The sequence below is a fragment of the Winogradskyella vidalii genome, assembly GCF_013403955.1.
Taxonomy (GTDB): Bacteria; Bacteroidota; Bacteroidia; order Flavobacteriales; family Flavobacteriaceae; genus Winogradskyella; species Winogradskyella vidalii.
Genome location: NZ_JABFDG010000007.1, coordinates 196,803 through 222,811, shown reverse-complemented (window position 1 = coordinate 222,811; position 26,009 = coordinate 196,803). Strand labels below are relative to the sequence as shown.

At 35.2% G+C, this 26,009-nt stretch carries 26 protein-coding genes and 1 pseudogene; 8 read left to right on the top strand and 19 right to left on the bottom strand.

What is annotated here, in order from left to right; translation table 11 throughout:
* The first annotated feature begins 24 nt into the window (after positions 1-24).
* The gene (locus HM982_RS15705; protein WP_179339703.1) at positions 25-216 is read left to right on the top strand and encodes a cold-shock protein; all 192 of its coding nucleotides are present in this window, start codon (positions 25-27) and stop codon (positions 214-216) included.
* Between the two features lie 60 nt (positions 217-276).
* On the opposite strand, the gene HM982_RS15700 is transcribed toward HM982_RS15705, so the two are convergent.
* On the bottom strand, positions 277-603 hold the full coding sequence (locus tag HM982_RS15700) for a DMT family transporter (RefSeq protein ID WP_179354287.1): 327 nt from the start codon (positions 601-603) through the stop codon (positions 277-279).
* A gap of 223 nt (positions 604-826) precedes the next feature.
* On the opposite strand from HM982_RS15700, the gene dnaG reads away from it, so the two are divergent.
* A complete protein-coding gene (gene dnaG / locus HM982_RS15695; protein WP_179354286.1) occupies positions 827-2,791 on the top strand; it encodes a DNA primase in 1,965 nt (654 codons plus the stop codon).
* A gap of 8 nt (positions 2,792-2,799) precedes the next feature.
* Here dnaG and HM982_RS15690 read toward each other — a convergent pair whose 3' ends face one another.
* A complete protein-coding gene (locus HM982_RS15690; RefSeq protein ID WP_179354285.1) occupies positions 2,800-3,429 on the bottom strand; it encodes a response regulator in 630 nt (209 codons plus the stop codon).
* Between the two features lie 133 nt (positions 3,430-3,562).
* Positions 3,563-4,351, bottom strand: coding sequence for an NAD(+) synthase (nadE, locus tag HM982_RS15685; RefSeq protein ID WP_179354284.1), 789 nt, complete (start codon positions 4,349-4,351; stop codon positions 3,563-3,565).
* A gap of 84 nt (positions 4,352-4,435) precedes the next feature.
* Here nadE and gldB point away from each other — a divergent pair, with 84 nt between their 5' ends.
* Complete coding sequence (gldB, locus tag HM982_RS15680; RefSeq protein WP_179354283.1) at positions 4,436-5,395, top strand: gliding motility lipoprotein GldB; 960 nt, start codon at positions 4,436-4,438, stop codon at positions 5,393-5,395.
* Positions 5,395-5,730: a gliding motility protein GldC gene (gene gldC, locus HM982_RS15675; RefSeq protein ID WP_179354282.1), complete on the top strand. Its 336-nt coding sequence runs from the start codon at positions 5,395-5,397 to the stop codon at positions 5,728-5,730. The genes gldB and gldC overlap by 1 nt, the downstream gene beginning before the upstream one ends.
* Positions 5,731-5,742: 12 nt before the next feature.
* Here the strand turns inward: gldC and HM982_RS15670 are convergent, their stop codons facing one another.
* A complete protein-coding gene (locus tag HM982_RS15670; RefSeq protein ID WP_179354281.1) occupies positions 5,743-6,690 on the bottom strand; it encodes a hypothetical protein in 948 nt (315 codons plus the stop codon).
* 476 nt (positions 6,691-7,166) lie between these two features.
* Between HM982_RS15670 and HM982_RS15665 the strand changes: the two genes are divergently transcribed.
* From HM982_RS15665 to HM982_RS15655, 3 genes are all read left to right on the top strand, one after another.
* Positions 7,167-7,757 carry an RNA polymerase sigma factor gene (locus tag HM982_RS15665; protein WP_179354280.1) on the top strand — a complete coding sequence of 197 codons (591 nt, stop codon included), beginning with the start codon at positions 7,167-7,169 and terminating at the stop codon, positions 7,755-7,757.
* Complete coding sequence (locus HM982_RS15660) at positions 7,744-8,520, top strand: hypothetical protein (protein WP_179354279.1); 777 nt, start codon at positions 7,744-7,746, stop codon at positions 8,518-8,520. The genes HM982_RS15665 and HM982_RS15660 overlap by 14 nt, the downstream gene beginning before the upstream one ends.
* A 65-nt stretch (positions 8,521-8,585) precedes the next feature.
* Positions 8,586-9,671, top strand: a complete 1,086-nt coding sequence (locus HM982_RS15655; RefSeq protein WP_179354278.1) for a hypothetical protein — start codon at positions 8,586-8,588, stop codon at positions 9,669-9,671.
* Between the two features lie 94 nt (positions 9,672-9,765).
* On the opposite strand, the gene HM982_RS15650 is transcribed toward HM982_RS15655, so the two are convergent.
* The 4 genes from HM982_RS15650 to HM982_RS15635 all read right to left on the bottom strand — a co-directional run bounded on the left by HM982_RS15650 (position 9,766) and on the right by HM982_RS15635 (position 15,173).
* The gene (locus tag HM982_RS15650) at positions 9,766-11,904 is read right to left on the bottom strand and encodes an alpha-ketoacid dehydrogenase subunit alpha/beta (protein WP_179354277.1); all 2,139 of its coding nucleotides are present in this window, start codon (positions 11,902-11,904) and stop codon (positions 9,766-9,768) included.
* Positions 11,905-12,355: 451 nt separating this feature from the next.
* Positions 12,356-13,423, bottom strand: coding sequence for a branched-chain amino acid aminotransferase (locus HM982_RS15645; protein ID WP_179354276.1), 1,068 nt, complete (start codon positions 13,421-13,423; stop codon positions 12,356-12,358).
* A gap of 123 nt (positions 13,424-13,546) precedes the next feature.
* The gene (locus HM982_RS15640; protein ID WP_179354275.1) at positions 13,547-14,863 is read right to left on the bottom strand and encodes a dihydrolipoamide acetyltransferase family protein; all 1,317 of its coding nucleotides are present in this window, start codon (positions 14,861-14,863) and stop codon (positions 13,547-13,549) included.
* Complete coding sequence (locus tag HM982_RS15635) at positions 14,850-15,173, bottom strand: GIY-YIG nuclease family protein (RefSeq protein ID WP_179354274.1); 324 nt, start codon at positions 15,171-15,173, stop codon at positions 14,850-14,852. Before HM982_RS15635 ends, HM982_RS15640 begins: the two co-directional genes overlap by 14 nt.
* Before the next feature lie 292 nt (positions 15,174-15,465).
* Here HM982_RS15635 and HM982_RS15630 point away from each other — a divergent pair, with 292 nt between their 5' ends.
* Positions 15,466-15,939 carry an Lrp/AsnC family transcriptional regulator gene (locus HM982_RS15630; protein ID WP_179354273.1) on the top strand — a complete coding sequence of 158 codons (474 nt, stop codon included), beginning with the start codon at positions 15,466-15,468 and terminating at the stop codon, positions 15,937-15,939.
* Between the two features lie 106 nt (positions 15,940-16,045).
* On the opposite strand, the gene HM982_RS15625 is transcribed toward HM982_RS15630, so the two are convergent.
* The 11 genes and pseudogenes from HM982_RS15625 to HM982_RS15575 form a co-directional block, all read right to left on the bottom strand.
* Positions 16,046-16,645 (bottom strand): acyltransferase, encoded by a 600-nt coding sequence (locus tag HM982_RS15625; RefSeq protein WP_179354272.1) that lies wholly within the window; start codon positions 16,643-16,645, stop codon positions 16,046-16,048.
* A gap of 51 nt (positions 16,646-16,696) precedes the next feature.
* On the bottom strand, positions 16,697-17,449 hold the full coding sequence (locus HM982_RS15620; RefSeq protein ID WP_179354271.1) for an enoyl-CoA hydratase/isomerase family protein: 753 nt from the start codon (positions 17,447-17,449) through the stop codon (positions 16,697-16,699).
* Between the two features lie 34 nt (positions 17,450-17,483).
* Entirely contained in the window at positions 17,484-17,774 is a 291-nt protein-coding gene (locus HM982_RS15615) for a GIY-YIG nuclease family protein (RefSeq protein ID WP_179354270.1), read from the bottom strand.
* Positions 17,775-17,863: 89 nt separating this feature from the next.
* Positions 17,864-20,401: a phenylacetic acid degradation bifunctional protein PaaZ gene (gene paaZ, locus HM982_RS15610; protein ID WP_179354269.1), complete on the bottom strand. Its 2,538-nt coding sequence runs from the start codon at positions 20,399-20,401 to the stop codon at positions 17,864-17,866.
* Positions 20,402-20,462: 61 nt separating this feature from the next.
* Positions 20,463-21,281 (bottom strand): hypothetical protein, encoded by an 819-nt coding sequence (locus HM982_RS15605; RefSeq protein WP_179354268.1) that lies wholly within the window; start codon positions 21,279-21,281, stop codon positions 20,463-20,465.
* Between the two features lie 9 nt (positions 21,282-21,290).
* Complete coding sequence (gene pcaF / locus HM982_RS15600; RefSeq protein WP_179354267.1) at positions 21,291-22,499, bottom strand: 3-oxoadipyl-CoA thiolase; 1,209 nt, start codon at positions 22,497-22,499, stop codon at positions 21,291-21,293.
* Between the two features lie 158 nt (positions 22,500-22,657).
* Entirely contained in the window at positions 22,658-23,518 is an 861-nt protein-coding gene (gene ypfJ, locus HM982_RS15595) for a KPN_02809 family neutral zinc metallopeptidase (RefSeq protein ID WP_179354266.1), read from the bottom strand.
* Between the two features lie 22 nt (positions 23,519-23,540).
* Positions 23,541-23,957, bottom strand: coding sequence for a PaaI family thioesterase (locus tag HM982_RS15590; protein ID WP_179354265.1), 417 nt, complete (start codon positions 23,955-23,957; stop codon positions 23,541-23,543).
* Between the two features lie 20 nt (positions 23,958-23,977).
* Positions 23,978-24,304, bottom strand: coding sequence for a four helix bundle protein (locus HM982_RS15585; RefSeq protein WP_179354264.1), 327 nt, complete (start codon positions 24,302-24,304; stop codon positions 23,978-23,980).
* Positions 24,305-24,394: 90 nt separating this feature from the next.
* Positions 24,395-25,615, bottom strand: coding sequence for a 3-hydroxyacyl-CoA dehydrogenase NAD-binding domain-containing protein (locus tag HM982_RS15580; RefSeq protein WP_179354263.1), 1,221 nt, complete (start codon positions 25,613-25,615; stop codon positions 24,395-24,397).
* Between the two features lie 48 nt (positions 25,616-25,663).
* Positions 25,664-25,999: pseudogene (locus HM982_RS15575) on the bottom strand (four helix bundle protein).
* Between the last annotated feature and the right edge of the window lie 10 nt (positions 26,000-26,009).

Genomic DNA, 26,009 nt, shown 5'->3' with positions numbered 1-26,009 from the left:
CTTAATTATTTAATATATTTTAATATGAGTACTGGTACAGTAAAATTTTTTAATGACTCTAAAGGTTTTGGATTCATAACAGAAGAAGGAAACGGAAAAGAGCATTTTGTACATATTTCTGGTTTAGTCGATGAGATTAGAGAAGGCGATAATGTAGAATTCGATTTAGCAGAAGGAAAAAAAGGATTAAACGCAGTAAATGTAAAAGTGATATAATTTCACCTTACAATCTTTTTAAATTTAAAACCTATCTTTCTTGATAGGTTTTTTTTATGCCTAATGAGAAACAAACTTTAATCCCACAATAGAGACTATTAAAGTACTGATAAAGAATAATCGCCAAAACGTCGCTGGTTCTTTAAATACAAAAACGCCTACCAATACAGTACCAACGGCTCCTATACCTGTCCAAACGGCATAAGCGGTTCCAATTGGTAGTTCTTGTGTTGCTTTTACAAGTAACAACATACTAATCGTTAAGCATATTAAAAATCCAATATACCAATACGTAACTTCGTTACCTGTTGCTTCTTTAGCTTTACCGAGGCAAGCTGCAAAAGCAACCTCAAATAATCCTGCTATAATTAGTAAAACCCAATTCATATTTTAATCACGTTATAGTTATCGTAATACCCAACGAAGTTCGTTGTTTTTAATGAGAACCTAAAATTACTTTTAGTCATTAATTAATTTTTAATACAAATTGTTTGCCTTAAATTTACAAACTTTTCATTTCTGTGAATACAGAAATATAGAAAACTCATTAAGCATTAATAAAATTTCTGTTGTAATTTATTTTAGCAATAATTGAAAGGCAATACTCCTTATGATCTCACAAAACTCCATAGCTCAAGTATTTGAAACCGCTCGCGTAGAAGAGGTTATTGGCGATTTTGTTCAACTAAAAAAAGCAGGCACTAATTTTAAAGGATTAAGTCCTTTTAGCGATGAACGCTCTCCAAGTTTTGTGGTATCTCCTGTTAAACAAATCTGGAAAGATTTCTCAAGTGGTAAAGGCGGTAATGCTGTAACTTTTTTAATGGAGCATGAGCATTTCACCTATCCTGAAGCTATAAAATATCTCGCTAAGAAATATAACATTGAAATAGAAGAAACCGAACGTACTGACGAAGAAAAAGCACATGCAGACACAAGAGAAAGCTTGTACTTAGTCAGTGAGTATGCTAACACCTATTTTCAAAAAACGCTACATAATACGAATCAAGGTAAAGCCATTGGTTTAAGCTACTTTAAAGAACGTGGATTCACTGAGGAAACCATTAAAAAATTTCAGCTTGGCTACTCGTTAGATGAATGGCAAGCTTTTACAGATGATGCTTTAGGGAAAGGCTATAATATCAATTTTCTAGAACAGACAGGGCTGACTATTGTAAAAGGCGAAAAACGATTTGATCGTTTTAAAGGCCGTGTGATGTTTCCAATTCATAGTATGAGTGGACGTATTTTAGGCTTTGGCGGTAGAATTTTAACCAATGACAAAAAAGCTGCTAAATATTTAAATTCTCCTGAAAGCGAAATCTATTATAAAAGTAAGATTCTATACGGTCTGTATCATGCCAAGCAGAGTATTGCCAAAGAAGACAATTGCTATTTAGTTGAAGGTTATACAGATGTGATTCAGTTTCATCAAACGGGAATTACAAACGTAGTGTCCTCATCAGGAACTGCGTTATCTCCTGACCAAATTAGACTTATCAATAGGCTTACTAATAATATCACCGTTCTTTTTGATGGTGATGCTGCTGGAATTAGAGCATCTATTCGCGGTATAGATTTAATTCTTGAACAAGGAGTTAATGTGAAAATATGCACCTTTCCTGATGGTGAAGACCCTGATAGTTTTTCAAAATCAAATACTTTAGAAGAGCTTACAGAATACCTCAACAGCAATGCTAAAGATTTCATTCAATTTAAAGCCTCGCTACTGGTTAAAGAGGCTAATAACGACCCTATAAAAAAGGCAGAGACTATCCGTGAAATTGTTAACAGCATTTCTAAAATTCCGGATCAAATTAAGCGTGAGATTTATATTCAGGAGTGTGCACGAATTATGGATATTAGCGAAAATGTATTGTTTACTACACTAGCACAAATCAATAAAAAGGAAAGCCAAGACGCTAGCAAAGCGCCTAAACAAGAGCAAAAAGCATTTCAAGTTGTTAAAAATGAACCTCAAGCCAAGCGAAAAATTGATATTCAATATGAATTAGAACGTAAAATCATAGAGATTTTAATGCTTTATGGTGATAAAACAGAACAATTTGAAGATTTAATCTTAAAAGAAGATGAGGCTTCAGGTGAATTAATATTAGAACCAACAAAGCATGAAACCCGTGTTTTTGAAAAAATATATTTAGACCTTCAAGAAGACGAAATGCAGTTTTCAAACCCACAGTTTAAAGCACTTTATTACTCTATTATAGATAAGTTAAATCAGGATCAAAATTTTTCAACTAAAAACTTTATCAACCAACTCGACCAAGATTCTGCTAGTACAGTAACCAGTATTTTAATGGAGGATGAACGCTATAATCTACACGATTGGGAGCGCAATCAAATCACACCTAAAGAAAAGAAAGATTCTGTTTCTCAGTTAGTAAGTCAAACAATTTTAAGTTTACGTTGCCACCTCATAGACCAAAAAGTCGCAGATTATAAAAATGAAACGCTTAATGAAAACGCAGATAAGCGCGCTATCATTGAAGATGTAAAAGATTACGTTGGCCTTAAAATGTTATTATCTAGAAAATTAGGAAAGGTTGTTGGCTAATAAACCTACTAGGTTAAATTATGATGCTTAGCTTGGTGGATTAAATCTACTATATTAGTGACATTCAACTTTTTAAACAGTCTGGCTTTATAAGTACTCACCGTTTTTTCATTGATATCTAATTCTTCCGCTATTTCTTTATTTTTACGACCAATAGAAAGTAATTTTAAAACTTCTACTTCTCTAGTAGATAACTTTTTAAACATTCGGCTTCTACTTTTTCGTGTATCCTCATAACGAAAGTGTTTATCCATTTTTTCACTTAGCGAAGTTTGCCCTGTGCTTACTTTTCGTACTGCAGCTTCAATTTCCTCAACGCTGGCTCCTTTATTAAGATAACCTGAAGCACCTGCTTTAAGTGTACTTATAGCATAGATTTCTTCAGGCTGATGACTGAACATCAAAACATTAACCGATTTATTTTCTTTTTTAATTGCTCTAAGGGCAGTTATACCATTAAGTTCTGGTAAGTCTATTTCAGATATAATAACATCAACATTATGACGTCTAACAAATTCAAATATCTCAATTCCGCTACCTAAACTACCTACAACTTCAAAATCTGCCTTACTGTTTAAATATAGCTCTAATCCTTTTCTTACAATCGGATGACTATCAACAATTAGAATACGTATCATTACAATTTGATTTTATTATTTGGTTAGGATTAACAATATAACTAATATTATATTCAAGGTATTGAGGAAACCTTATCGTAAAAATAATCAAAAATTAAATAAATTCACTAACATCGTTGTCAAAATGCAATTTTTATTTTAAATTTTTAGGAATTTCGCAAACTGGTATAGGATTCATTTTGTGGCTATTGGAAGTATTATGGCGTTTATAAATTTTCATAACCTCATGTTGACGCCCTTCAAAATCATCAGCACTTTTCCCTTGATCATTCATTGCCATTGCCCATTCTAATTCTGGATAAGAAGCTCCTATTTGGTCTTCATCCGTTCTATCATCACCCCAAAGTCCATCGGTTGGCGCTGCATCTATAATTTCTTGATTTACACCCAAATACTTTGCTATTTCGTAAACTTCACTCTTTAACAAATCTGCTATCGGACTTAAATCTACTCCGCCATCGCCATATTTTGTATAAAATCCAACACCAAAGTCTTCAACTTTATTTCCTGTACCAGCAACTAAGTAATTTTTGATGGCTGCAAAATAGTAGAGTGACGTCATTCGTAACCTAGCTCTAGTGTTTGCTAGTGACATAAATCGGCTTTCTTCATTCTCAACACTCGGCAATTCCTCTATAAGCTGGTCAAATACAGGTGTAAGATCCACTTGTGTCATACTAACTTTATCATGGTTTTCTTTTAACCAATTAATATGGTTTAAAGCGCGGCTAACCTGGGTCGGTGCTTGGTGAATAGGCATTTCCAAGCAAAGCAAATCTAAACCTGTCATCGCACATAACGTCGATGTTACAGCAGAGTCAATTCCTCCAGATATTCCAATTACAAATCCGTTTATTTTTGCATTTGTAGCATAGTCCTTTAACCAATCTACAATGTGATTTACTACCTTTTCTGTTTGCATAATTTTTGAGTTTTTATAACAAAGAAGTGTACCTTTGCACAACAAAAATACTAGAATAGTGTTAAGATTAAAAATGTTTTACCAATGCAAATAAGATTTTACGTCGTTTTAATAATTGGATTACTATTTCTGTCTTGTGGCGAGACGTCTAAAGTTGAAAAAGAAATCGCTTCTATTACTGTCGATTTTGAAGTAGAACGGTTTGATAAAGCCTTTTTTAAAGCGAAACCCAAAGATTTACCAAAACTAAAAAGCAATTATCCTTTTTTCTTCTCAAATGACCCAGATACTTTTTGGATTGAAAAAATAAATGACAGCTTACAGCATGAATTATTAAAAGAAGTACAACATACTTTTCCTGATTTTGAAAATTCTAAAAAAGAATTAAAAGACTTATTTCAACATTTAAAATACTACGATAAAACTTTTAAAACCCCTAGAGTAATTACACTAACCAATGATGTTGCTTATAGAGATAAAACAATTGTTAATGATTCTTTAGTACTTATTGCGTTAGATAATTATTTAGGTGCGGAACATCAATTTTATCAAAACATTCCCATGTACCTCGCCGCTAATATGGATAAAAATCAAATGATTTCAGATGTGGCTGAGGACTATGCAAAGAAATATGTATATCAAACAAGTAGAAAAACATTATTAGACGAAATGATCTACTTTGGAAAATTACTTTACTTTAAAGATGTAATGATTCCGTTTAAAACAGATGCTGAAAAGATAGGATATACAGATACTCAAATAAATTGGGCAATAGCTAATGAAAGTCCTATTTGGAGCTATTTTATTGAAAAAGAATTATTGTACGATACAGACCCTAAATTACCTAACCGTTTTATTGCTGACGCCCCATTTTCCAAGTTTTATCTTGAATTAGATAACGACTCACCTGGCCGGCTAGGTCAATATATCGGTTGGCAAATTGTTAGGGCTTATGCTGAACAAACCAACGAGGATATAATGAAAATTATGCAAACAGAACCTCAAGTTATATTTAATAAATCGAAATTCAAACCAAAAAAATAATGGCAAAAGTTATAAAATCTAAAATAGTATTAAACGTGGAATTGGACGAAAACCGTGTGCCTGAAAAACTAAATTGGTCTGCACAAGATGGTGACGTTAATAACGAAGAAGCAAAGGCTATAATGCTATCTGTTTGGGATAGTAAAGAACAAGAAACTCTAAAAATAGATTTGTGGACTAAAGATATGCCTGTTGATGAGATGAAACTCTTTTTTCATCAAACCTTAGTAACCATGAGTGATACTTTTTTAAGAGCTACTCAAGACGAAAAGATGACTGCAACTATGAAAGATTTTTGCGATTATTTTGCTGAAAAATTAGAACTTAAAAAATAAGACCATTGTCGTTTATTTAGATTCACTAACATTATTGTAATAAGGAACATTATTAAAACTCTCAGAGTCTACAGCTAAATAGTTCTCCTTATTTTTTCGTTTGTGACGCACAAATTCAGTGGTATCATAAATTGACCAAATCGAAAGTTCATTTAATCGCCCTGATTTAGTTTTTAAGTCTATTTCGTTCTTCTTAATCATACGGTCCACAGTTGCTTTGTCTGTTAATTTTTGTATTTTTTCAGACCTGTGGCCGTTATTCATTTTATAAATAACCCAATAAGTACGCACTACTCTATCAGCGTTTTCAGACGCTATTTCTAATGAATTTTGTGTAGAAGATTTAGTAGCTACTTTACCTTCTTTTGCAGTTAAAAGCTCATTCCTTTTTTGTCCGGCTTTTTCAGTAAGATTTGCTTCACTTTTAGCAGCCACAGCTAAATCGGTCTTTTTAATAGCACTTTCACTACCATAATTCACATGATCTGAAGTCGGTAATTCCTCTGTAACCGTAGCTCCATCAACTTCATTGTCTTTTTTAGGCGTTTTTAAAGCTGTAACCGTTGCATTTCTTGTTGGCGCATTAATCTCTAAAGAATTTGAATTAGCGCTTATCAAAGGTGCAGACTCTGGCATATCAAAAGGTTCGTTTCTCACTAAAGTAATAACAATGAGTTTATCCCTCAATAAGGTCTCAACAATATATCTTCCTACAGGAATATCTTTAATTGGAATTTTTGTCGCTGTATCCTTGACCTTTATTGTATGGTGAAAATCGTTATTATAAATTACCACTTCGTAAATGGTTCGTTCACATTGTAAAATTATGTGATCTTCAGAAGCATTAAGACTATGCTTAAGTTCTTTTGCTCTATCATTTACATTTTGAAATAATATAGATTTTTGACCATAGGTAATAGTCGTCAAAAATAAGAATACAATCGTATATAGTAGTCTCATAATAAGTAGGTTTTTGTTTTGGGAAACAATTTTAACATGCTACTAATCACAATGATTAGTTTTATGTTACTAACAAAGTTAGAGGTTTACATAAATCTGATTTTATAATTCAGACAGAAGACCATTTATTTGGTTAATATGCAGTGAATCTCGATATAAGACATAAAAAAGGGTATAAAAGTTATATCACCACATACCACCACACCAAACACCTGTTTTGTAACATCTTAGATTATTTATGAGAATAAATTATATAAAATTCAACTACATTAGCTGTGTAGAAACTTAAATCCTAAAAGCGTATTACATTAAATCTAACAACAATTTATCAAAAAAAACTAAAACATAAAATACTGATAGTTTGGTATTTAGAAATTATTTTATTTTTTTTTAATATCATAAGCAACCCATTGACCTAAAATTGCGTCTTTATAAATAGAAAGGCTTCTGTAAGCTATCAGAACTTAAACTAAACCATGAAAGTTATTCAACTTTACAATTCCGAAAGCGCTCGGAACGAAACTAAACTTATACAGCGTGCTGCGAAACAAAATCGTGAAGCACAGCATATACTGTATGAGTTGCATTCACCAAAAATGCTGAGCGTTTGCAGGTATTATATTAAAGACGTGCACCAAGCAGAAGAAGTGCTCCTAAATGGTTTTTTTAAAGTTTTTAAAAACTTAAAGTCTTTTAAAAACGAAGGTAGTTTTGAAGGTTGGATAAGACGTATCATGGTAAGAGAAGCTATTTCTTATTTAAGACAAAAAAAATCTATAGAATTTGCAATTGAAGATGATTATTTAGAATATTCTAAAAATGCAGGTACTACTAACAACATCAATTCAAATATCGAAGTCGCAGAGATACAGCAACTCATTGATAGTTTGCCAGAAGGCTACCGAATGGTATTTGTGATGTATGCCATAGATGGTTATAAGCATCAAGAAATTGCCGAATTATTAAAAATTTCTGAAGGCACCTCAAAATCACAATTGTTTAAAGCACGACAAATGCTTCAGACAAAAATTAAAGAATTAAATAACAATAGTTATGGCTCCAATTAAATTTGAAGAAAATATAAAAGATAAGCTCGAAAAACGAACCTTGTCCCCATCATCAGACGGTTGGTCTAAACTTTCAAATCGTTTAGATGATGCTGAAAAAAAATCTAAAAAACCAATATTTTGGTGGTTAGGTGTTGCTGCAGGATTATTGGTTATGCTAGCCATTTCGATTTCGTTTTTTAATCTTGAAGACACGGAGAAAATCTCCCCACAACTCGTTGAAGAAGATAGTACAACTACACCATTAATTAAAAAGCCTGTAGACACTGAATTAAAAATACCTCAAGAACTAGTCAATCAAACAAAAGATAAAAAAACAGAGCTTCCAACACCTAATGAAGCACCAATTAAAGACTATAAGAAGATAACCAACACAATCACCAATCCTAAGACCCAATTGGCGGAGACCAACAAAAAAACTTTAGAACCAATAACTAAAAACATACATAAAGATGCTAATAATACCCTTGAAACCGAAACAGAAGACCATATTATTAAAGACGCTTTAGCTGAAGCTATGAAAACCTTAAAGTCTGAAAATAGTTCTGTTACAGATAAAGAAATAGATTCTTTATTAAAAATAGCAAGTAAAGAACTATTCCGAGAGAGGTTACAAAATGAAACCACAAAAATAGTAAACGCAACACAATTACTAGAAAGCGTGGAAGACGAAATGGGGCAATCTTTTAGATCCAAAGTTTTTGAAGCCTTAAAGGAAAGTTACGAAACTGTAAAAACCGCTGTTGCGGATCGGAATAACTAAAATCCCTTTGAAAAAAGAAATCTTATCATCAAATCAAATCATCATTAATCAAAAAACGAACAGTCATGACAACAATTACAAAACTAGTAGTCTGTATTCTAATTTCACTTGCATTTACTAAAGCGCAAGGTCAAGAAATAAAAACGGACAGCACACAACAGTCCACTAATGCCTTAAAAATTGAAACACTGATAAACCTCAAATCAAAAATTGAAAGTGAGGAACGTGAATTTCTAAAAACAGAAATAACAGCCATTAATAAACGGCTAGATAACAAAGAAATAACAGCAGCTGAAGCCGAAGACCTAAAAAAAGAAGCAGCAAAAATAAGAGCTTTAAATATTGAAAATCGCTTAGCAATCATTGATAATAAAATAGCATTATTAGAACGCAATAATAACACTGAGAGTACTGATGACGGCTACACATTCCGAATAGGTGGCGATGAGAACACTGGAGAGAGTTTTATCTACCTAGGAGAAAAATCGAAGGACAAACCAAGAAAATATGATTTACGGACATCTACAGATTTTGTCTTTGCTTTTGGATTCAACAATGCACTAATCGACGGTGAGAATTTAGAAGATTCCCCATACAAATTGGGTGGTTCCGGTTTTATTGAATTAGGCTATGCATGGAAAACAAGAATCTTTGATAACACCAATTTTTGGCGATTGAAATACGGTTTCTCGCTACAATGGAATAAATTAAAAATAAAGAACAACAACTATTTAGTTAATACAAATGGAGACATATCGCTTCAAGAATACCCTATTGATGCCGATAAAATAAAATTTAGAACCACAAATTTGGTTTTTCCTATGCACTTAGAATTTGGGCCCTCTAAAAAAATCGACAAAGAAGATTACTTTAGATATTCAACACACAAAAAACTAAAAATTGGCTTAGGTGGTTATGCAGGACTTAATTTAGGAAACATGCAAAAAATTAAATATAAAGAAGATGGGGAACGCGAAAAAGAAAAACAACGTGATCAATTTGAAGTCAGCGAACTTATTTACGGACTTAGTGGTTATGTAGCTTTAGGTGATGTCGCTTTATATGTAAAATATGACCTCAACCCAATATTTAAAAATCAGGTTGTAGATCAAAATAATATTTCAGTAGGATTACGATTTGATATGGACTAAGACCAATCATTATTTGAGTGTAAAAAGCCTAAATCTTAAATTCGATTTAGGCTTTTTTTAATTAACACTAATAAAATTAAGTTATGAGAATAACCTAATAACTTAATAAGTCTTCAATTTTAGCTTTTACTTTTTCTGTTGAAGGAATCATGGTTTCTTCTAAAGTAGAATTTAAAGGAATCGCGGGCATATTTTCGCTACCGATAGTCATTACTGGTGCATCTAAATACTTAAAACATTCCTCTTGAATTTTCCCTGCCAAAGCTCTAGCAAAACTATTGTTGGAAGGTTCTTCGGTAACCACTAAACATTTTCCTGTTTTCTTTACCGATGTCATAATGGTGTCTTCATCTAAAGGAAATAACGTTCGTAAATCAATCACTTCAATTTGGTCTTTCATATCTAATGCTTCGGAAGCATTCATTGCCCAATGCACGCCCATACCGTAAGTCACTATAGTTATAGTTTCTACATTATCCTGTTTCCAGATTTCTTGAAGCAGCCAAGCTTTCCCAAATGGTAATACATAATCTTCACTTGGTTCAATAGATGTTGCTCCTTTTGTGCCTGGAACTTTAGACCAATACAAGCCTTTATGTTCTAAAATCACTACCGGATTTGGGTCGTAATACGCAGCTTTCATCAACCCTTTTAAATCCGCACCATTACTTGGATAAGCAATTTTTATGCCTCTAATATTGGTAATTACAGATTCTACAGAAGACGAATGATAAGGACCTCCACTACCGTACGCACCAATAGGTACTCTAAGAATCATACTAACTGGCCATTTTCCGTTAGATAAATAGCAACTACGACTCACTTCGGTAAACAGTTGATTCAATCCTGGCCAAATATAATCGGCAAACTGAACTTCTACAATTGGTTTTAAGCCTACAGCAGACATGCCAACGGTGCTTCCAACAATGAATGCTTCTTGAATTGGAGTGTTAAAAACGCGGTCGTCACCAAATTTTTGTGCTAAAGTAGCCGCTTCTCTAAATACACCACCTAATCGTCCACCAACATCTTGACCGTAGAGCAAACATTCTTTATGTTTTTTCATCAGTTCCTCAACCGCAAACAACGCACAATCGACCATCACCACTTTCTCGGCGCCTTCTGGTGCTCGTGTGCCTTTTTCTTCAGTGATTGGTGTGGGTGCAAAATCATTAGTAAATAAATCTTCTGGTTTTGGGTCTTCCGCTTGTAATGCTTTTTCATAGTCCGATTGCACCTTTTTCTTTGCGGAATCTTCGATAGCTAAAACTTCGTCTTCTGAAAAACCTGCATCTAATAATTGTTGTTTTAAAACAGGATAAGGATCACGAGAACGCGCGGCTTCCAAATCATCACGATACCATTCCATGCGTACACCAGAAGTATGATGATTTAATAAAGGCACTTTAGCATGAATTAAAAATGGTCGTCGTTCTTCACGTATCGTTTTTATGACTTTTTCGACAGCTTCATAACTTTCTGTAAAGTTAGCACCATCGATTGAAATGGCTTCAAGTCCATGAAATCCTTGCGCGTATTCAAAGGCATTTTGGGCTCTCGTTTCGCCTTCATTCGCCGAGATATCCCAACCGTTATCCTGAACTAAATATAAAATAGGCATTTGCTTTAAAGCTGCCATTTGAAAGGCTTCTGCAATTTCGCCTTCGGTTACAGAGGCGTCGCCTAACGAACAGACTACAAGTGGTGTATGCCCGCGAACGCGGGAATCTTCTGAATGAACAGAAGAATCATATTCGATTCCTAAATTTTCATTTGTGTTTTGTGCTTTGCCATTTTCTTGGTTTTCATCCGAGAAGAGATTACCGCTTTCGCGGTAATTAAATCCCATAGCAACGCCTGTGGCTGGAATTGCTTGCATGCCTGTTGCTGAAGATTGGTGTGGAATCTTTGGTTTATCTTCATCCTTTAAACTAGGATGCGAATAATAGGTCCTTCCACCTGAAAACGGGTCGTCTTTTTTGGCTAATAGTTGTAGCATTAAATCATAGGGTTCTACCCCAAATGATAACAGCATAGCATCATCTCTATAATAAGGAAAAGCATAATCTTGAGGTAATAATTGCATACCTAAAGCAATTTGAATAGCCTCATGTCCACGAGATGTGGCATGTACATATTTTGAGACGTGTTTAAAATTAGCTTCGTATAATTCTGCCATTGCTTTTGCAGTGCAGAGTTTTGAGAATCCTTTTTTTAAGTTACTTTTTTCCATAATTGTCATTCCTGCGTAGGCAGGAATCTATTTTTAATTATTACTCAGAGTTTCACTGAGTTTACGCAGAGATACACTGAGGTTGTTTTTTAGACTTGTCAGGTTTTTACGATGTTGAACGGTTCTCCGAATCCATAATCCGCAACCGTAAAATTATATTTTTTACACCCCTAAAGTCCCCTCAAGGGGACAATCCTATAAAGTTAATTGGTAACAATTGTCCCCTTGAGGGGACTTTAGGGGTGTTTTGCGTTAGGGATTGAGGCATTTGTTGAAGCTCTTTTTTGTTTTTCTCAAAAAAAGCGACTGCCGAAAGCCCGACTTTTTGCGATCCTGCAAGGTTTCTAAAACCTGCCAGGTATGAGCAAAAAGTAACGCCCAACTACACTAAATTTTCATCCTACATATTTAAATTGATAATAAACCTACAAGGTTTTTAAAACCTTGCAGGTTAAACCAATTCATTTTCCACTTTAACCATCCAACCAAATTTATCGTCCACTTTTCCGGTTTTAATGGCATTTAATGTGTTATTAACGTCTAAACCAACCGGACTTTCATCGGATACATGAATGGTTTTTTCGCCCATAGCGATTTCTTGAATATAGGCAATACCTACGGCAGTTCCGGTGCCAAAGGCTTCTTCTAATCGACCATCAATCGCCGCATCCCGAATTTCTTGAATGGTAATGGCTCTTTCTGTTACTTCAAAACCTTTATCCCTTAATATATCCATGACACTCATTCTTGTGATACCATCTAAAATAGAACCATCGCGTTGAGGCGTGATGAATTTACCATCGACTTTAAAGAAGATATTCATAGTGCCCACTTCTTGAATATAATTGTGCTCCACGGCATCTAGCCACAAGACTTGGTCGTAACCTTTGGCTTTTGCATATTCGGTTGGTCGTATGGCTGCGGCATAATTTCCTGCAGCTTTAGCTTCTCCTGTTCCACCTGAAGCGGCACGGATATACTTGTTTTCTGCCCACAGTTTAATACGCTTTGTAAAAAATGGACCTGCTGGTGATGCCATAATGATAAACTTAAAATGGGTTGCGGCTCGCATACCTATAAATGGTTCGTCGGCATACATAAAAGGTCTTAAATACAAAGCGCTTCCGTCTTGTGGCGGAATCCAATTACGTTCTAAATCTACAAGTTGCTTTAAACCTTCCACAAATAAATCTTCGGGAAAGGATGGCATTCCCATGCGGTCTGCACTAAAATTTAATCGTTGGGCATTTTTAGAGGGTCTAAAAAGCATAGGATTTCCATCTTCATCAACAGTGGCCTTCATGCCTTCAAAAATAGCTTGTCCGTAATGCAAAGCCATTGCTGCCGGATGTGTTGGGATTAATGCTAGAGGCTCAATTCTTGGGTTTTCCCATGTGCCGTTATTATAATCGCAGATGAACATGTGGTCCGTGAAAGTGGTTCCTAATGGAATGTTGTTAAAGTCTATCGTATCTACTCTAGATTCTTCTACTTTAGTGATTGAAATGTTAGGTTTCATATTTCTTAGTTTTCGTCAGTTCGAGTGAAATTTTTTTTTCTGAAATTTAGTATCGAGAACTTTTGATGGCTTCTCGATACAATTCCGATAAAAAATCGGAATCACTCGAAGTGACGTTTATTTTTATATTTTTCGGTTGATATCAAATTGCTCAAAATAATCTGCTACACGTCTTACAAATGAACCTCCTAAAAACCCATCTACAACTCTGTGGTCGAATGATAATGATAAGTACATCATACTTCTTATGGCAATTTCATCGCCTTTGTCAGTGGTGATAACTTCTGGTCGTTTTTTGATGATTCCCAGTGCGAGAATCGCCACTTCGGGTTGGTTGATGATTGGTGTACCCATGACACTTCCAAAAGTTCCAACATTGGAAATAGTGAAGGTGCTGCCTTTTATATCATCAGCAGCCAATTTATTTTCTCTTGCTTTTCCTGCGAGCTCGTTAACATTACATGCAATGGTTTTTAAATCTTTAGTATCTGCATTTTTCACCACAGGAACAATTAAGTTTCCGCTTGGTAAAGCCGTTGCCATACCAATATTGATGTCTTCTTTTACGATGATATTATTTCCATCTACAGAAGCATTGATATTTGGAAAATCTTTTACGGCTTTAGCAACGGCTTCCACAAATAATGGTGTGAAGGTTAAGCGTTCGCCATATTTTTTTTGAAAAGCGACTTTGTTGGCATTTCGCCAGTTGACCATATTGGTTAAATCAGCTTCTACATAAGCGGTGACGTGAGGTGATGTATGTTTTGAATACACCATGTGGTCCGCAATCATTTGTCGCATTCGGTCCATTTCTATGACCTTCCCTTTCCCTTTATCGAGTTGTAATTGTGGAATTCGATAGGCGGTTGGGTCTTTTTCCGCAATGGGTTGCGCAAATTTGTATGGTCTACCGTCTTCGATATATTGAAAAAGGTCGCTTTTTCGTAATCTGTTGTCGTGTCCTGTTGCAGGAATTCTTGCTAATTCTTCAAAACTGATGTGTTGTTCTTTTGCTATTGAAATGATTAATGGCGAGAAGAAGGTGTTTGAATTTGAGGTTGAAAATGAACTTGAAGGTTGTTTGGTTGGTTTTTGTTTTTTCTTCTTAGGTTGAGATTTCTCGTCGCTCGTTCCTCGCTCTGTCGAAATGACATCAGACTTCGTTTTCTTCTCATTTGAAACCTCTAAAATTGCCATGACTTCTCCAACAGGAACTACAGCTTTGGCTTGAAACAAAATTTCTTTTAATGTTCCTGATGCTGGTGCTGAAACTTCGTTATCCACCTTATCGGTTGCTACTTCTAGGATGATATCGCCTTCTTCGAAAGTATCTCCTTCGGAAATTAACCAATTGATGATTGTTCCTTCGGTTATACTTTCGCCCATTTTGGGCATCTTCAATTCCCACGAAAGTGGGAATCTCTTATTGTCTTTCATTTCTTAATCTATTAAAGTCCATATTCCAATTAATACTAATGTCCATCCAACTGGGATTCATATTTTCAATCAAATTTTTTTTCCAATCTCGTTTCCATTTTTTTAATCGTTTCTCTCTAATAATTGCTTCGCTGCTATTTTCAAACTCTTCAAAATATACTAGTTTATCACAATTATATTTTGCGGTAAAAGAATTGGGGTTGACTTTTAATTTGTGTTCTTTTACTCGTTCGTCAATATTATTAGTAATACCTATATAAATTGTGCCATTAAACTTATTTGCCATAATATAGATATACCACTTACTCATTCTTACCAATTTTGAGATTCCTGCCTGCGCAGGAAGTTTGTTCCTTCGGTTATGCTTTCGCCCATTTTGGGCATCTTCAATTCCCACGAAAGTGGGAATCTCACTTTATCTTTCATTTCTTAATCTATTATCAATAACATAATAAGAACTAAAGATAAAGCATATTACACATTACAGTTCTTAAAATCTTTCATATTAACTTATGGAAGATAAATATTCTTTTATTTTATTATATTCAGAAAATTAAACTTACATACTTTACATTTGAATAGATTTAAAAACAAATTTTCTTATGGCTACTTTAGATAAAATTGACGCTCAAATCCTTCACATTCTTCAAACCGATAGCAATAGAACAACAAAGAGTATAGCAAAAGAACTAGGTATGACAACCTCTCCTATTTTTGAACGAATAAAAAAGCTTGAAAAACAAGGGTATATAGAAAAATACGTTGCTGTTCTCAACAATAAAAAAATTGGATTAAAACTGACCGTTTTTATCGGGATTACATTACAAGGGCATACCCGAAGTTATTTGGAAAAATTTGTGAAAGAAATCAATAATTTCCCTGAAGTTATCGAGTGCCACAGAGTGAGCGGTAATTTTGATTATCTTTTAAAATTGGTGGTTGAAGATATTGAAGCATATGAGACTTTTATTATTTCGAAACTGACCTTACTTCCTTATTTGGGCAATGTACAAAGTTTGATTGCGATGTCTACAAGCAAGGAAACCAATGCTATTGATTTGAGTCGGGTGTTGTAGTCTTGGAAGCTTTCAATACCTAACAATCTTTATTTTTGAGAATTAAATTACGGCTTCTCGATACAATTCCGATAAAAAAATCGGAATCACTCGAAGTGACGTGATACTATTTCTTAAACGTTTCACGAAGCGTTTGGTAAACCTCATCCTGAACTTTCATGTTTTCAGGAACCTCTCGAAGTGGTTCAACTTCTTTTAAACTCTCATGACAATCACTTGGTAATTGTTGGTATAATTCTGTGCCTTTGGTTTTCCATGCTATCATTTTATCCGTTACACCTCGTATTATTTTTGCAGGATTACCAACCACTAAACTCCGGTATGGGATTTTGGTCTCCGCTTTTACAAAAGACATGGCGCCTATAATGCATTCATCACCAATTTCAGAATCATCCATAATTACCGTATTCATTCCAATTAAACAATTGCGACCTAAATTGGCCCCATGAATAATAGCTCCATGACCAACGTGTGCACTTTCTTGTAGGGTTATGGATTTTCCCGGGAACATGTGGATAGTACAATTTTCTTGCACATTAACACCGTCTTCTAATATAATTTGTCCCCAATCACCACGAATGGCTGCTCCTGGGCCAATGTAACAGTTTTTGCCAATGATGACGTTTCCTGTAACGGCTGCTAAAGGATGAACAAAACTTGATTGGTGTACGACTGGTGTGAAATTTTTAAATGAATATATGGCCATAAATTTTTTATTTAAAATACCTACAAGGTTTTTGAAACCTTGCAGGATAGACTATCGGTAAGTTTTCAATTTCTCTTTTGTAAATTCACTTAATACTAATCTTCCACTCGTTTCAGCACGTTCTGCCAATAACGCATCCCAATCATCAGTGCCTTTCCAGAATACTTTCTTCATTTCTATCATCGCTTCAGGATTGTAAGTACACAAATGTTCTGCGGTTGTTTTTACGGCTTCATCTAGTTCTTCTGTGGTTTCATAAACTTGCGTATACAAGCCTTTTTGCTTTGCGAATTCTGGTGGATAAAAACTGTTGGCATCAATGGCGATTTGCGACATGGCGCTCAATCCCATTTTACGTTCTATGGCTGGTCCAACCACGAAAGGTCCAATACCAATATTTAATTCGCTTAATTTAATAGCTGCAAATTTGGTAGCCATACAATAATCGGTTGAAGCAGCTAAGCCAACACCGCCACCAACGGTTTTTCCTTGGATTCGCCCGATGATGAATTTCGGACATTTTCGCATGGCATTAATCACGTTTGCAAATCCTGAAAAGAATACTTTTCCGGTTGCTGCATCGTTGATGTTAATTAGTTCATTAAAGCTTGCTCCCGCACAGAATGTTCTGTCGCCTCCACTTTTTAAAACAATAACTTTTATGTCGTTGTTTTCTCCTGCTTCGGTTATGGTTTTGGCTAATTTCGCTAACACATCACCTGGTAAGGAATTGTGGGCTGGATGGAAGAATTCTATGTAGCCTACTTGGTTTTTGTTTTCTAGTTTTACGTATGGTGTGTTCATGTTTACTTGCCGCGAAAGCGGTAATCTTTTAATGTTATACTTTTATTTCTTCATACAAATCCTTCCATTGAGGATTTATTTTTTCTATTAACTCAATCTTCCAAACTCTATTCCATTTCTTCATATGCTTTTCTCTTAATTTAGCTGCTGCCTCTGTAGGATGCACTTCAAAATACACGAGCTTATCTAAATTATATCGCGCCGAAAATGTGGTTGGATGTACCTTCGTTCTATGTTGGTATATTCTTATTTTTAACCTTTTTGTCTCACCAATATACAAAACACCTTTTGGTTTGTTGGTTATGATGTAGACATAATGTTTCAAAACTTACCTGTTGGTTAATTGGATTTTTATATTCACTATAGTTTTCTTGAGACACCCGATTTCTCGGGTGCTTCGAGCAGTTCAAATTGTTAAAGCAAATTGAACTGCTCGAAGTGATGATTCAAATGCTTTCGCTCTAAAAGATACGATTCATACTTATTCAATTCCCCAAACACCAAATTTTTTAATTTAGCTTCTGGATGTGCTTTAAAATATTCAATATATCTTTCACGCTGTGCTTTGAATTTTTCGATTGCCGTTTCCAAATCAGGATGTTTCAAATCCTCTAATTTATCTTTTTCCAACTGCGGGAACTGAGAGTTTTTAGGAAACTTATCATAATTATATAAACTATGATGTACTTTTTCTAAAATCTTTTCTGGTGTTGCAATTTCAAAATCTTGAATGTCGCCTGAAGCAATTTTATAAGTGTATTCTAAATGTTCAACCATGTGTTGTGGTGTCATGATTCCCCATTTTGGTTTTGTATCTGCTTTTAATTTAGAAAGACATTCGTTTATTTTTTCCGAAGTCATCTCCACAAACGTTTCTTGCTTTTTTTCAACCATGGTTAATATGGTTGCTACAGCGACTAACGGACTATCTTTTTCTGTTTTCTGACTTTCAGGACGGTTTTCAAAATTAGCATCAAAAACCTCAACATGCCACTTTACAATTCCACTTGGGTGTTCTGCGGAAGCCACATCACGGTCTACTTTTTCCTTACACGTTAAACGCACATAAATAGTATCGTTATGATATAATGGTCTTAAAAAACGGATACTATCTAAACCATAATTTGCTGCTACAGGTCCTTTATTAGGATATACAAATAATCCTGCGGCTGCAGAAATAATAAAATAACCATGAGCCGTTCTTTTTTCGAAAATACTTCCATCTAATGACGTAATATCGGTGTGAGCATAGAAGTGATCCCAAGTTAAATTGGCAAAATTCTGGATATCATTATCAGTTAATGTTCGTTTGTGGGTTTTTAACGACATTCCGGGTTGGATATCTTCCCAATGGTATTGAAACGGATGCTGTTCTGCCTCCTTATATTTGGCGTTTTGCTGGTAAACACCTGTGATTTCGGTTATAGTTGATGGCGAACCTTGGATAGCGGTACGTTGTAAATAATGCTTTATACCACGCATGCCTCCCATTTCTTCACCTCCTCCTGCGCGACCAGGACCTCCATGTACCAAGTATGGCAATGGTGAACCATGACCTGTGCTTTCTTTAGCGCTTTCTCTATTTAAAACTAAAATTCTTCCGTGATGACTTGCAGCATTGACCACATAATCTTTAGCGATTCTATCATCGTTCGTAGCTATAGAAGATACCAGTGAACCTTTCCCCATTTGCGCCAAAGTGATAGCCTCATCTAAATTCTTATAAGGCATAATGGTACTTACCGGACCGAAAGCTTCACGCTCATGAATAACCGTGTTTTTAAACGGATGGTCTGCTCGTAATAAAATCGGACTTATAAAAGCGCCTTTTTTGGCATCTGCTCCAATGGTTTCTATTTTGTCTAAACTACCGTATACTATTTGTGCTTCTTTGGCTAAATCATTTACCGAATCTCTAACGGCTTGTACTTGTTGATGACTGACCAAAGACCCCATTCGGACTTCTTTTAATCTTGGGTTGCCAATGGTGACTTTATCTAGTGCTTTTCCTAATGCAATCTGAACGTCTTCAATTAAATTTTCAGGCACAATAATTCGGCGGATGGCAGTACATTTTTGTCCTGCTTTAACCGTCATTTCTTTTCTTACTTCTTTGATAAAAAGGTCGAATTCTGGTGTTCCAGGAACCGCATCTTCTCCTAAAATAGATGCGTTTAAAGAATCGGCTTCCATTGTGAAAGGTACAGACTCCTGAATTAATCTTGGATGCGCTTTTAAAAGGCGTCCTGTTTGTGCTGAACCTGTAAATGTGATGACGTCTTGTGATTCAACTGTGTCTAAAATCGTTTTTACGGTACCGTTTATTATTTGAAGTGCGCCTTCTGGAAGAATACCTGAATCTATAATAGTTCTCGCTACAGCTTCCGCTAAATACGAAGATGAAGGTGCTGGCAAAACGACTGCAGGAACTCCTGCCATCCAATTGACCGCACATTTTTCTAACATGCCCCAAACCGGAAAATTAAAGGCATTGATATGAACCGCAACGCCTTTTTTAGGCACCATAATATGATGCGCCATAAAACGTCCACCTCGAGATAAATCGATAGCATCGCCTTCAACATGATAAGGTTGATTAGGAAATAGTTTTCTAAGCGAAGCATTGGCGAATAAATTCCCGAAACCCCCTTCGATATCTATCCAACTATCAACTTTGGTTGCTCCTGTTCTGTAACTTAAATCGTAAAACTCATTCTTTCGCTTAGTAAGGTATAATGCTAAACTTTTGAGCATATTTCCACGCTCTTGAAAAGTCATTTTGCGAAGTTTTTCGCGGCCTTTGGTTCTTCCGTAGTTTAGGATTTCCGGAATATCTAAACCTTCAGTAGCAATGCTTGTGAATACTTCACCTGTAACGGCATCAAGGATTGGTATTCCTTCTTCTTTTCCTGTTGTCCAAGAACCAGTTACATAATGTTCTATTTTTCTCATAAACTTTGTGGTTTATTTTGTGAGATTTCCGTTTTCACGGAAACTTGATGTTGTCTTTATCTTATTTATAAGCATTAAATTCTTTATAAAAAATGCTGTCTTGTTTTGTAAATCTACCGTTCTGGTAGGGGTTTGTATAAGTATGCAAATAATCGAAAGATGCATACTCTTCTTTATGCTTATGTTTAGAAACCCAAATACTATCTTTAAAAATATATTCTATTTGTAATTTTTTTTTGTCGTATTCCTGTGCTTTATTGTATTCTATCGTATAATTTCTAAGACCATTTTTAGCCTTTTCTAATGTTTTTTGTAATGAAACATAAGTTTCTGAACCCGGTTTCTTTTTCTTATAAATTAGATACCTTCTAAAATTACTTCCATATTCTATTACAGAAAGTAGATTCTTATTTTTTCTAATCATCACTTGATTATAGAGGTAAGTTCCTGCTGTGAAATTTTCTTGAGCATAAGCATCGAATCCTAATCCATTTCCATTACATATTTTTATTAAATAAAATTTATTTTTAAAACTTCTTAGCACACCAAAATCACTAATCGGTGTAATATCTTTTTCTTTATAAGCAGAATAGAATCCAAAATCGGTTTCTGAAAGACGGTTTATAATTAATTCACTATCGTGGATTGCTTTACGTTTTGAATCTACAAAAAAAGTTTCCCCTTTTATTAATTCATAGCTACCAGAAATATCGATAATGCTATCCGCTTTTAATTTAACAGCACTATCTATTTTCTCACCAACCACCTTCTTACCTGTATTTTTTATTGGGTTTGAAGTAGTTTTAGATTTCGTTTCCTGACATGAAACAAAAACGAAAATTACGCTTAGAAAAAGAAATCTTATTTTATTTAAAAACATATAAATCACTTAATTCACATTTTCGATTATGGCAGCATAACCTTGTCCAACGCCAATACACATTGTGATTAAGGCGTATTTTTTGTTTTGTTCTTTCAATTCTAAAGCGGCAGAATAGGCTACTCTGGTGCCTGTAACCCCAAGTGGATGACCAATGGCAATCGCACCACCATTTGGATTTATTCTTTCATCATCATCTGCCAATCCCCAAGCACGAATACATGCCAAAGCTTGCGCCGCAAAAGCTTCGTTAAGCTCAATAATGTCCATATCAGCCATAGTTAACCCTGCTTTTTCTAGCGCCTTGTTGGAAGCTGCAACAGGACCGATGCCCATAATTCTAGGCTCAACACCAACGACTGCAGAGCTTACAATTTTTGCTATCGGATTTAGATTGTATTTTTTAACGGCAGCTTCGGAAGCAATGATTGTTGCTGCCGCTCCATCGTTTAATCCTGATGAATTTCCTGCCGTGACACTGCCACCTTCTTTTTTAAATGCTGGTCTTAGTTTTCCTAAAACCTCTAAGGACGTGTTAGGTTTTACGAATTCGTCTTTCGAAAAAAGGATTGGGTCTTTTTTGCGTTGTGGAATTTCTACGGTTACAATTTCTTTTGCTAGTCGACCATTTTCTTGTGCTTTGGTGGCTTTCATTTGGCTCCAATGCGCAAATTTATCTTGGTCTTCTCTAGAGATATTATATTTTTCGACAAGATTTTCAGCCGTCATTCCCATACCATCAGTACCATACATCTCTTGCATTTTTGGATTGATAAAACGCCACCCGAATGTAGAATCATACATTTTTGAATCGCCCCCAAATCCGGTTGATGGTTTAGCAATGACGTACGGTCCACGGGTCATGTTTTCAACACCACCTGAAATAAAAAGGTCCCCATCACCTGCTTTTATGGCTCTGTTGGCGTGAATGATAGCGGATAATCCTGAGCTACAAAGTCTGTTGACCGTTTCTCCAGGAACTGTGAATGGTAGTCCTGCTAAAAGAGAGGCCATTCTTGCAACATTTCGGTTATCTTCTCCTGCTTGATTAGCGCATCCTATGATGACATCGTCGTAAGCGTCTTTTGGGATGTTTGGATTTCGTTTTACGATTTCTGCAATGACAAGTGCTCCTAAATCATCTGTTCTTACGGCTGATAATGTGCCTTTGTAGTTACCTATTGGTGTTCTTATACCGTCTATTATGTATGCTTCCATAGTATTGCCCACGAAAGTGGGTATCTTTTGATTACATTCCCACAAAAGTGGGAATCTTGTGTTTTTACTCGGTCTTAAAAAACTTATTTGTTTAAGTCTTTGAATTTAGTTTGTTCTGTTCTGTTTTATTCTGAGATTCCTGCCTTCGCAGGAATTGATTAATCTAAAAGTGCAGAAAACGTATCTCCATTTCTAATATCGCCTGTGTTGTAGCCTTTCATAAACCACTCCATACGCTGCTCTGAAGTGCCGTGTGTGAAACTGTCTGAATTGACGCTTCCGCTCATTCGTTTTTGAATAGCATCGTCTCCTACTGCATTGGCAGCACTTAGCGCTTCCTCTATATCACCTGCTTGTAAATATTTTTTATTATGGTGTGCCCAAACACCTGCATAAAAATCGGCTTGTAATTCTTGTGCTACTGAAAGTTTATTTGCTTGAGTTTGGCTTGCTTGGCTTTGTAATTGTCTGACTTTATTTGACGTTCCTAAAAGCGTTTGAATGTGATGACCGACTTCGTGAGCTGTCACATAGGCGATCGCAAAATCGCCACCTTTAGCTCCGAAACGCGTTCTTAATTCGTCAAAGAAAGACATATCCATGTATAATTTTTGGTCTGCTGGACAATAAAAAGGACCAGAAGCTGAACTTGCATTTCCGCAGCCTGTACTTACGGCATCTGTGAATAAAACAAGTGTTGGCTCTTTATAATCGCCTAAGTTATATTCCTTAAAAAGCCGATTCCAAATATCTTCTGTATCGACCAAGACTGCGTTCATAAAATTGCCTATTTCAACTTCTTCGCTGGTTAAATCTCTTTGCTCAACTTGTTGGGAACTTTGACTATTACCTACTTGTTCAAGAATTGGTGCTATTTGTTGACCAGTTTCACCACCAAATAGTTGTAAAAGAATAACCACTACTGCGATTACACCACCACCTGCTGCGACTTTGCCTTTTGTTCCTATCCCTCGTCTATCGTCGAGGTTATCACTTTTTCTTCTACCTTGCCATTTCATATTTTATAAGTTTATTCTTTTGTTAGTTTTCTTCCCATGGTTTTTGTGTACGATAAACTACACCTTTAAAAAGTGCCACTAATTCGTCGCCGCGTTTCACTTCCACAATGTTGAAACCTAATTTGTTATTCACTTTTTCTATAACAGATTCTGCTACTAAATAATCGCCTTCATTCAATGCTTCAATGTGATTAATACTGGTCTCAATTGAAACGGCATAGTTACCATGTGTGTTTGCCGTAAACCCGAATGCAGTATCCGCTAATGAGTAACTGATTCCACCGTGCGCTTTGTTCATGCTGTTTAGCATTTCCTTTCTTATGGTCATAGCCACTTTACATCTGCCTATTTCGCATTCTAGGATTTCTATTCCTAGCCATTGACTGTAATGGTCTTGACTAAGCATTTTATGTGGGATTTGTTCTCCGGTTAAAGGCATTAGGAATTTGGTATTAGGGATTAGTTACGCTTGTTTCTTTCCAAAATTTTCTTTCTCAAGGAAGACATCATTTTTGTTAATTCTGATATTAGTTTTCGGTTTTCTTCATCTTTTTCAAAGTTAATATATAATCTTCTCTTTGCTTTTGTACTGCAACTAACACATTCATTAGCACTATAAATAGCGTGATTAATATGTTTAACAAATTGAGCATCTGAACCAGGATAGCCTTCTGCTATATTTAATGCAATAGAATCGGCGGCTCTTCTGAACTGTGATGATAGTGCGTATAACTCATGGTTTGGGAATTCTTTTACTAAAGCATTAACTATTTCACCAAAATCCATTGCCTTTTGATACACTATTAAATCCTCAAATTAAAATGATAGTTACTCTTCATACTAATGCCTATTTCCTATTACCCAATCCCTTTGCAATTAAAAAAAACTCACACCTGTATTATCCATTTTACGCAATAACGGACTACAACGGTATCTGTCTTCATGATATTCATTGTAAAGCTCATCCATTTTATTCACACACCAATCGATACCTTTTTCGTCTGCCCAGGCTAATAAGCCTTTTGGGTAGTTGACGCCTTTGGTCATGGCGTTGTCGATATCTTCGGCTGATGCGATGTTTAAAAATAAGGCATCTGCTGCTTCGTTGATCAGCATGACTAGGACTCTGTTGAAAATGGTTTCTGAAAGAGACATCTCGACTGCGCTCGACGAGACAGATGGACATTCTATTTTTCTTCCATTTTCATCATAATTATAATAGCCTTTTCCTGATTTTCGTCCTAAGTAACCTGCTTCGGCAAAACGTTTTTGTGTGAATGCAGGTTTGTATCTTGGGTCGAAATAAAACGCTGTAAAAACAGTTTCAGTTACAGTGTAATTGACATCGTTTCCAATAAAATCCATTAACTCAAATGGCCCCATTCTGAAACCTCCTAGGTCTTTCATTGCTGCGTCTATGGTTTCGAAATCTGCAATGCCTTCTTCATATATTCGAAGAGCTTCCCCATAAAATGGTCTTGCTACTCGGTTGACTATAAACCCTGGTGTATCTTTCGCAACAGCAACTACTTTTTTCCAATCCGAAATGGTTTGAATTGATTTTTCAAGCACTTCTTTTGACGTTTGAATAGCAGGAATGACCTCAACCAATTTCATTAAAGGTGCCGGATTAAAAAAGTGAATGCCGATACAACGTTCTGGCTTTTTTAGGGATGCTGCAATGGATGCTATTGATAAACTTGATGTGTTAGAAGCAATAATACAATCCTCAGACACATAACTTTCTAATTCTGAAAAGACTTTTTTCTTGATGTCTAGGTTTTCAATAATGGCTTCAATCGTTAGATTTGAATCCGATAAGTCTTTTAAATTATCAACATAACTGATATTAAATTGAATTCTGTTTTTTTCTTCTGCATTTATCCTTCCTTTTTCGATTAAGCGATTTAATATTTTTTCCAATGAAGCTTTTGCTTTGTCTAAAGCCGCTTGATTAGTATCGTACAATTTAACCTTACAACCCGAGGTTGCAGCGACTTGTGCTATGCCGCTTCCCATGGTTCCAGAACCTATTATTCCAACTCTATTGATTTGAGATTTTAGATTAACGATTTCTGATTTTTGATTTTCACCCATACCTAATATTCCATCTATATTTTATGATTTCAACTTATTTGGTGTTGTTTAAATACTAACAACAAAAATTGAAATTAATTCATCATTTTCTTTTAATATCTTTTCTAAAAATTCAAAGTCTTTGATAAGATTAGCTCCTTTTAATATTCTTAAGTTTATAAAAGAATCTCTTAATTCTTTTAAGCAAATTTTCATTTTATGAAGAAAATCTCTTGTAGACTTTCCATTTCTAGCTTATCCATAATTTAAAGCTGAAGACGTTACCGAACGTATTAATTGTTTAGCTAAATGTTCTGATGCAAAAGATTTATCTATTGTTTTACACAACAGTATAATCTCAATTGAAAATTGAATTACTCTCTCTTCTAATTGATTAGGTTTCATCTTTATTCTG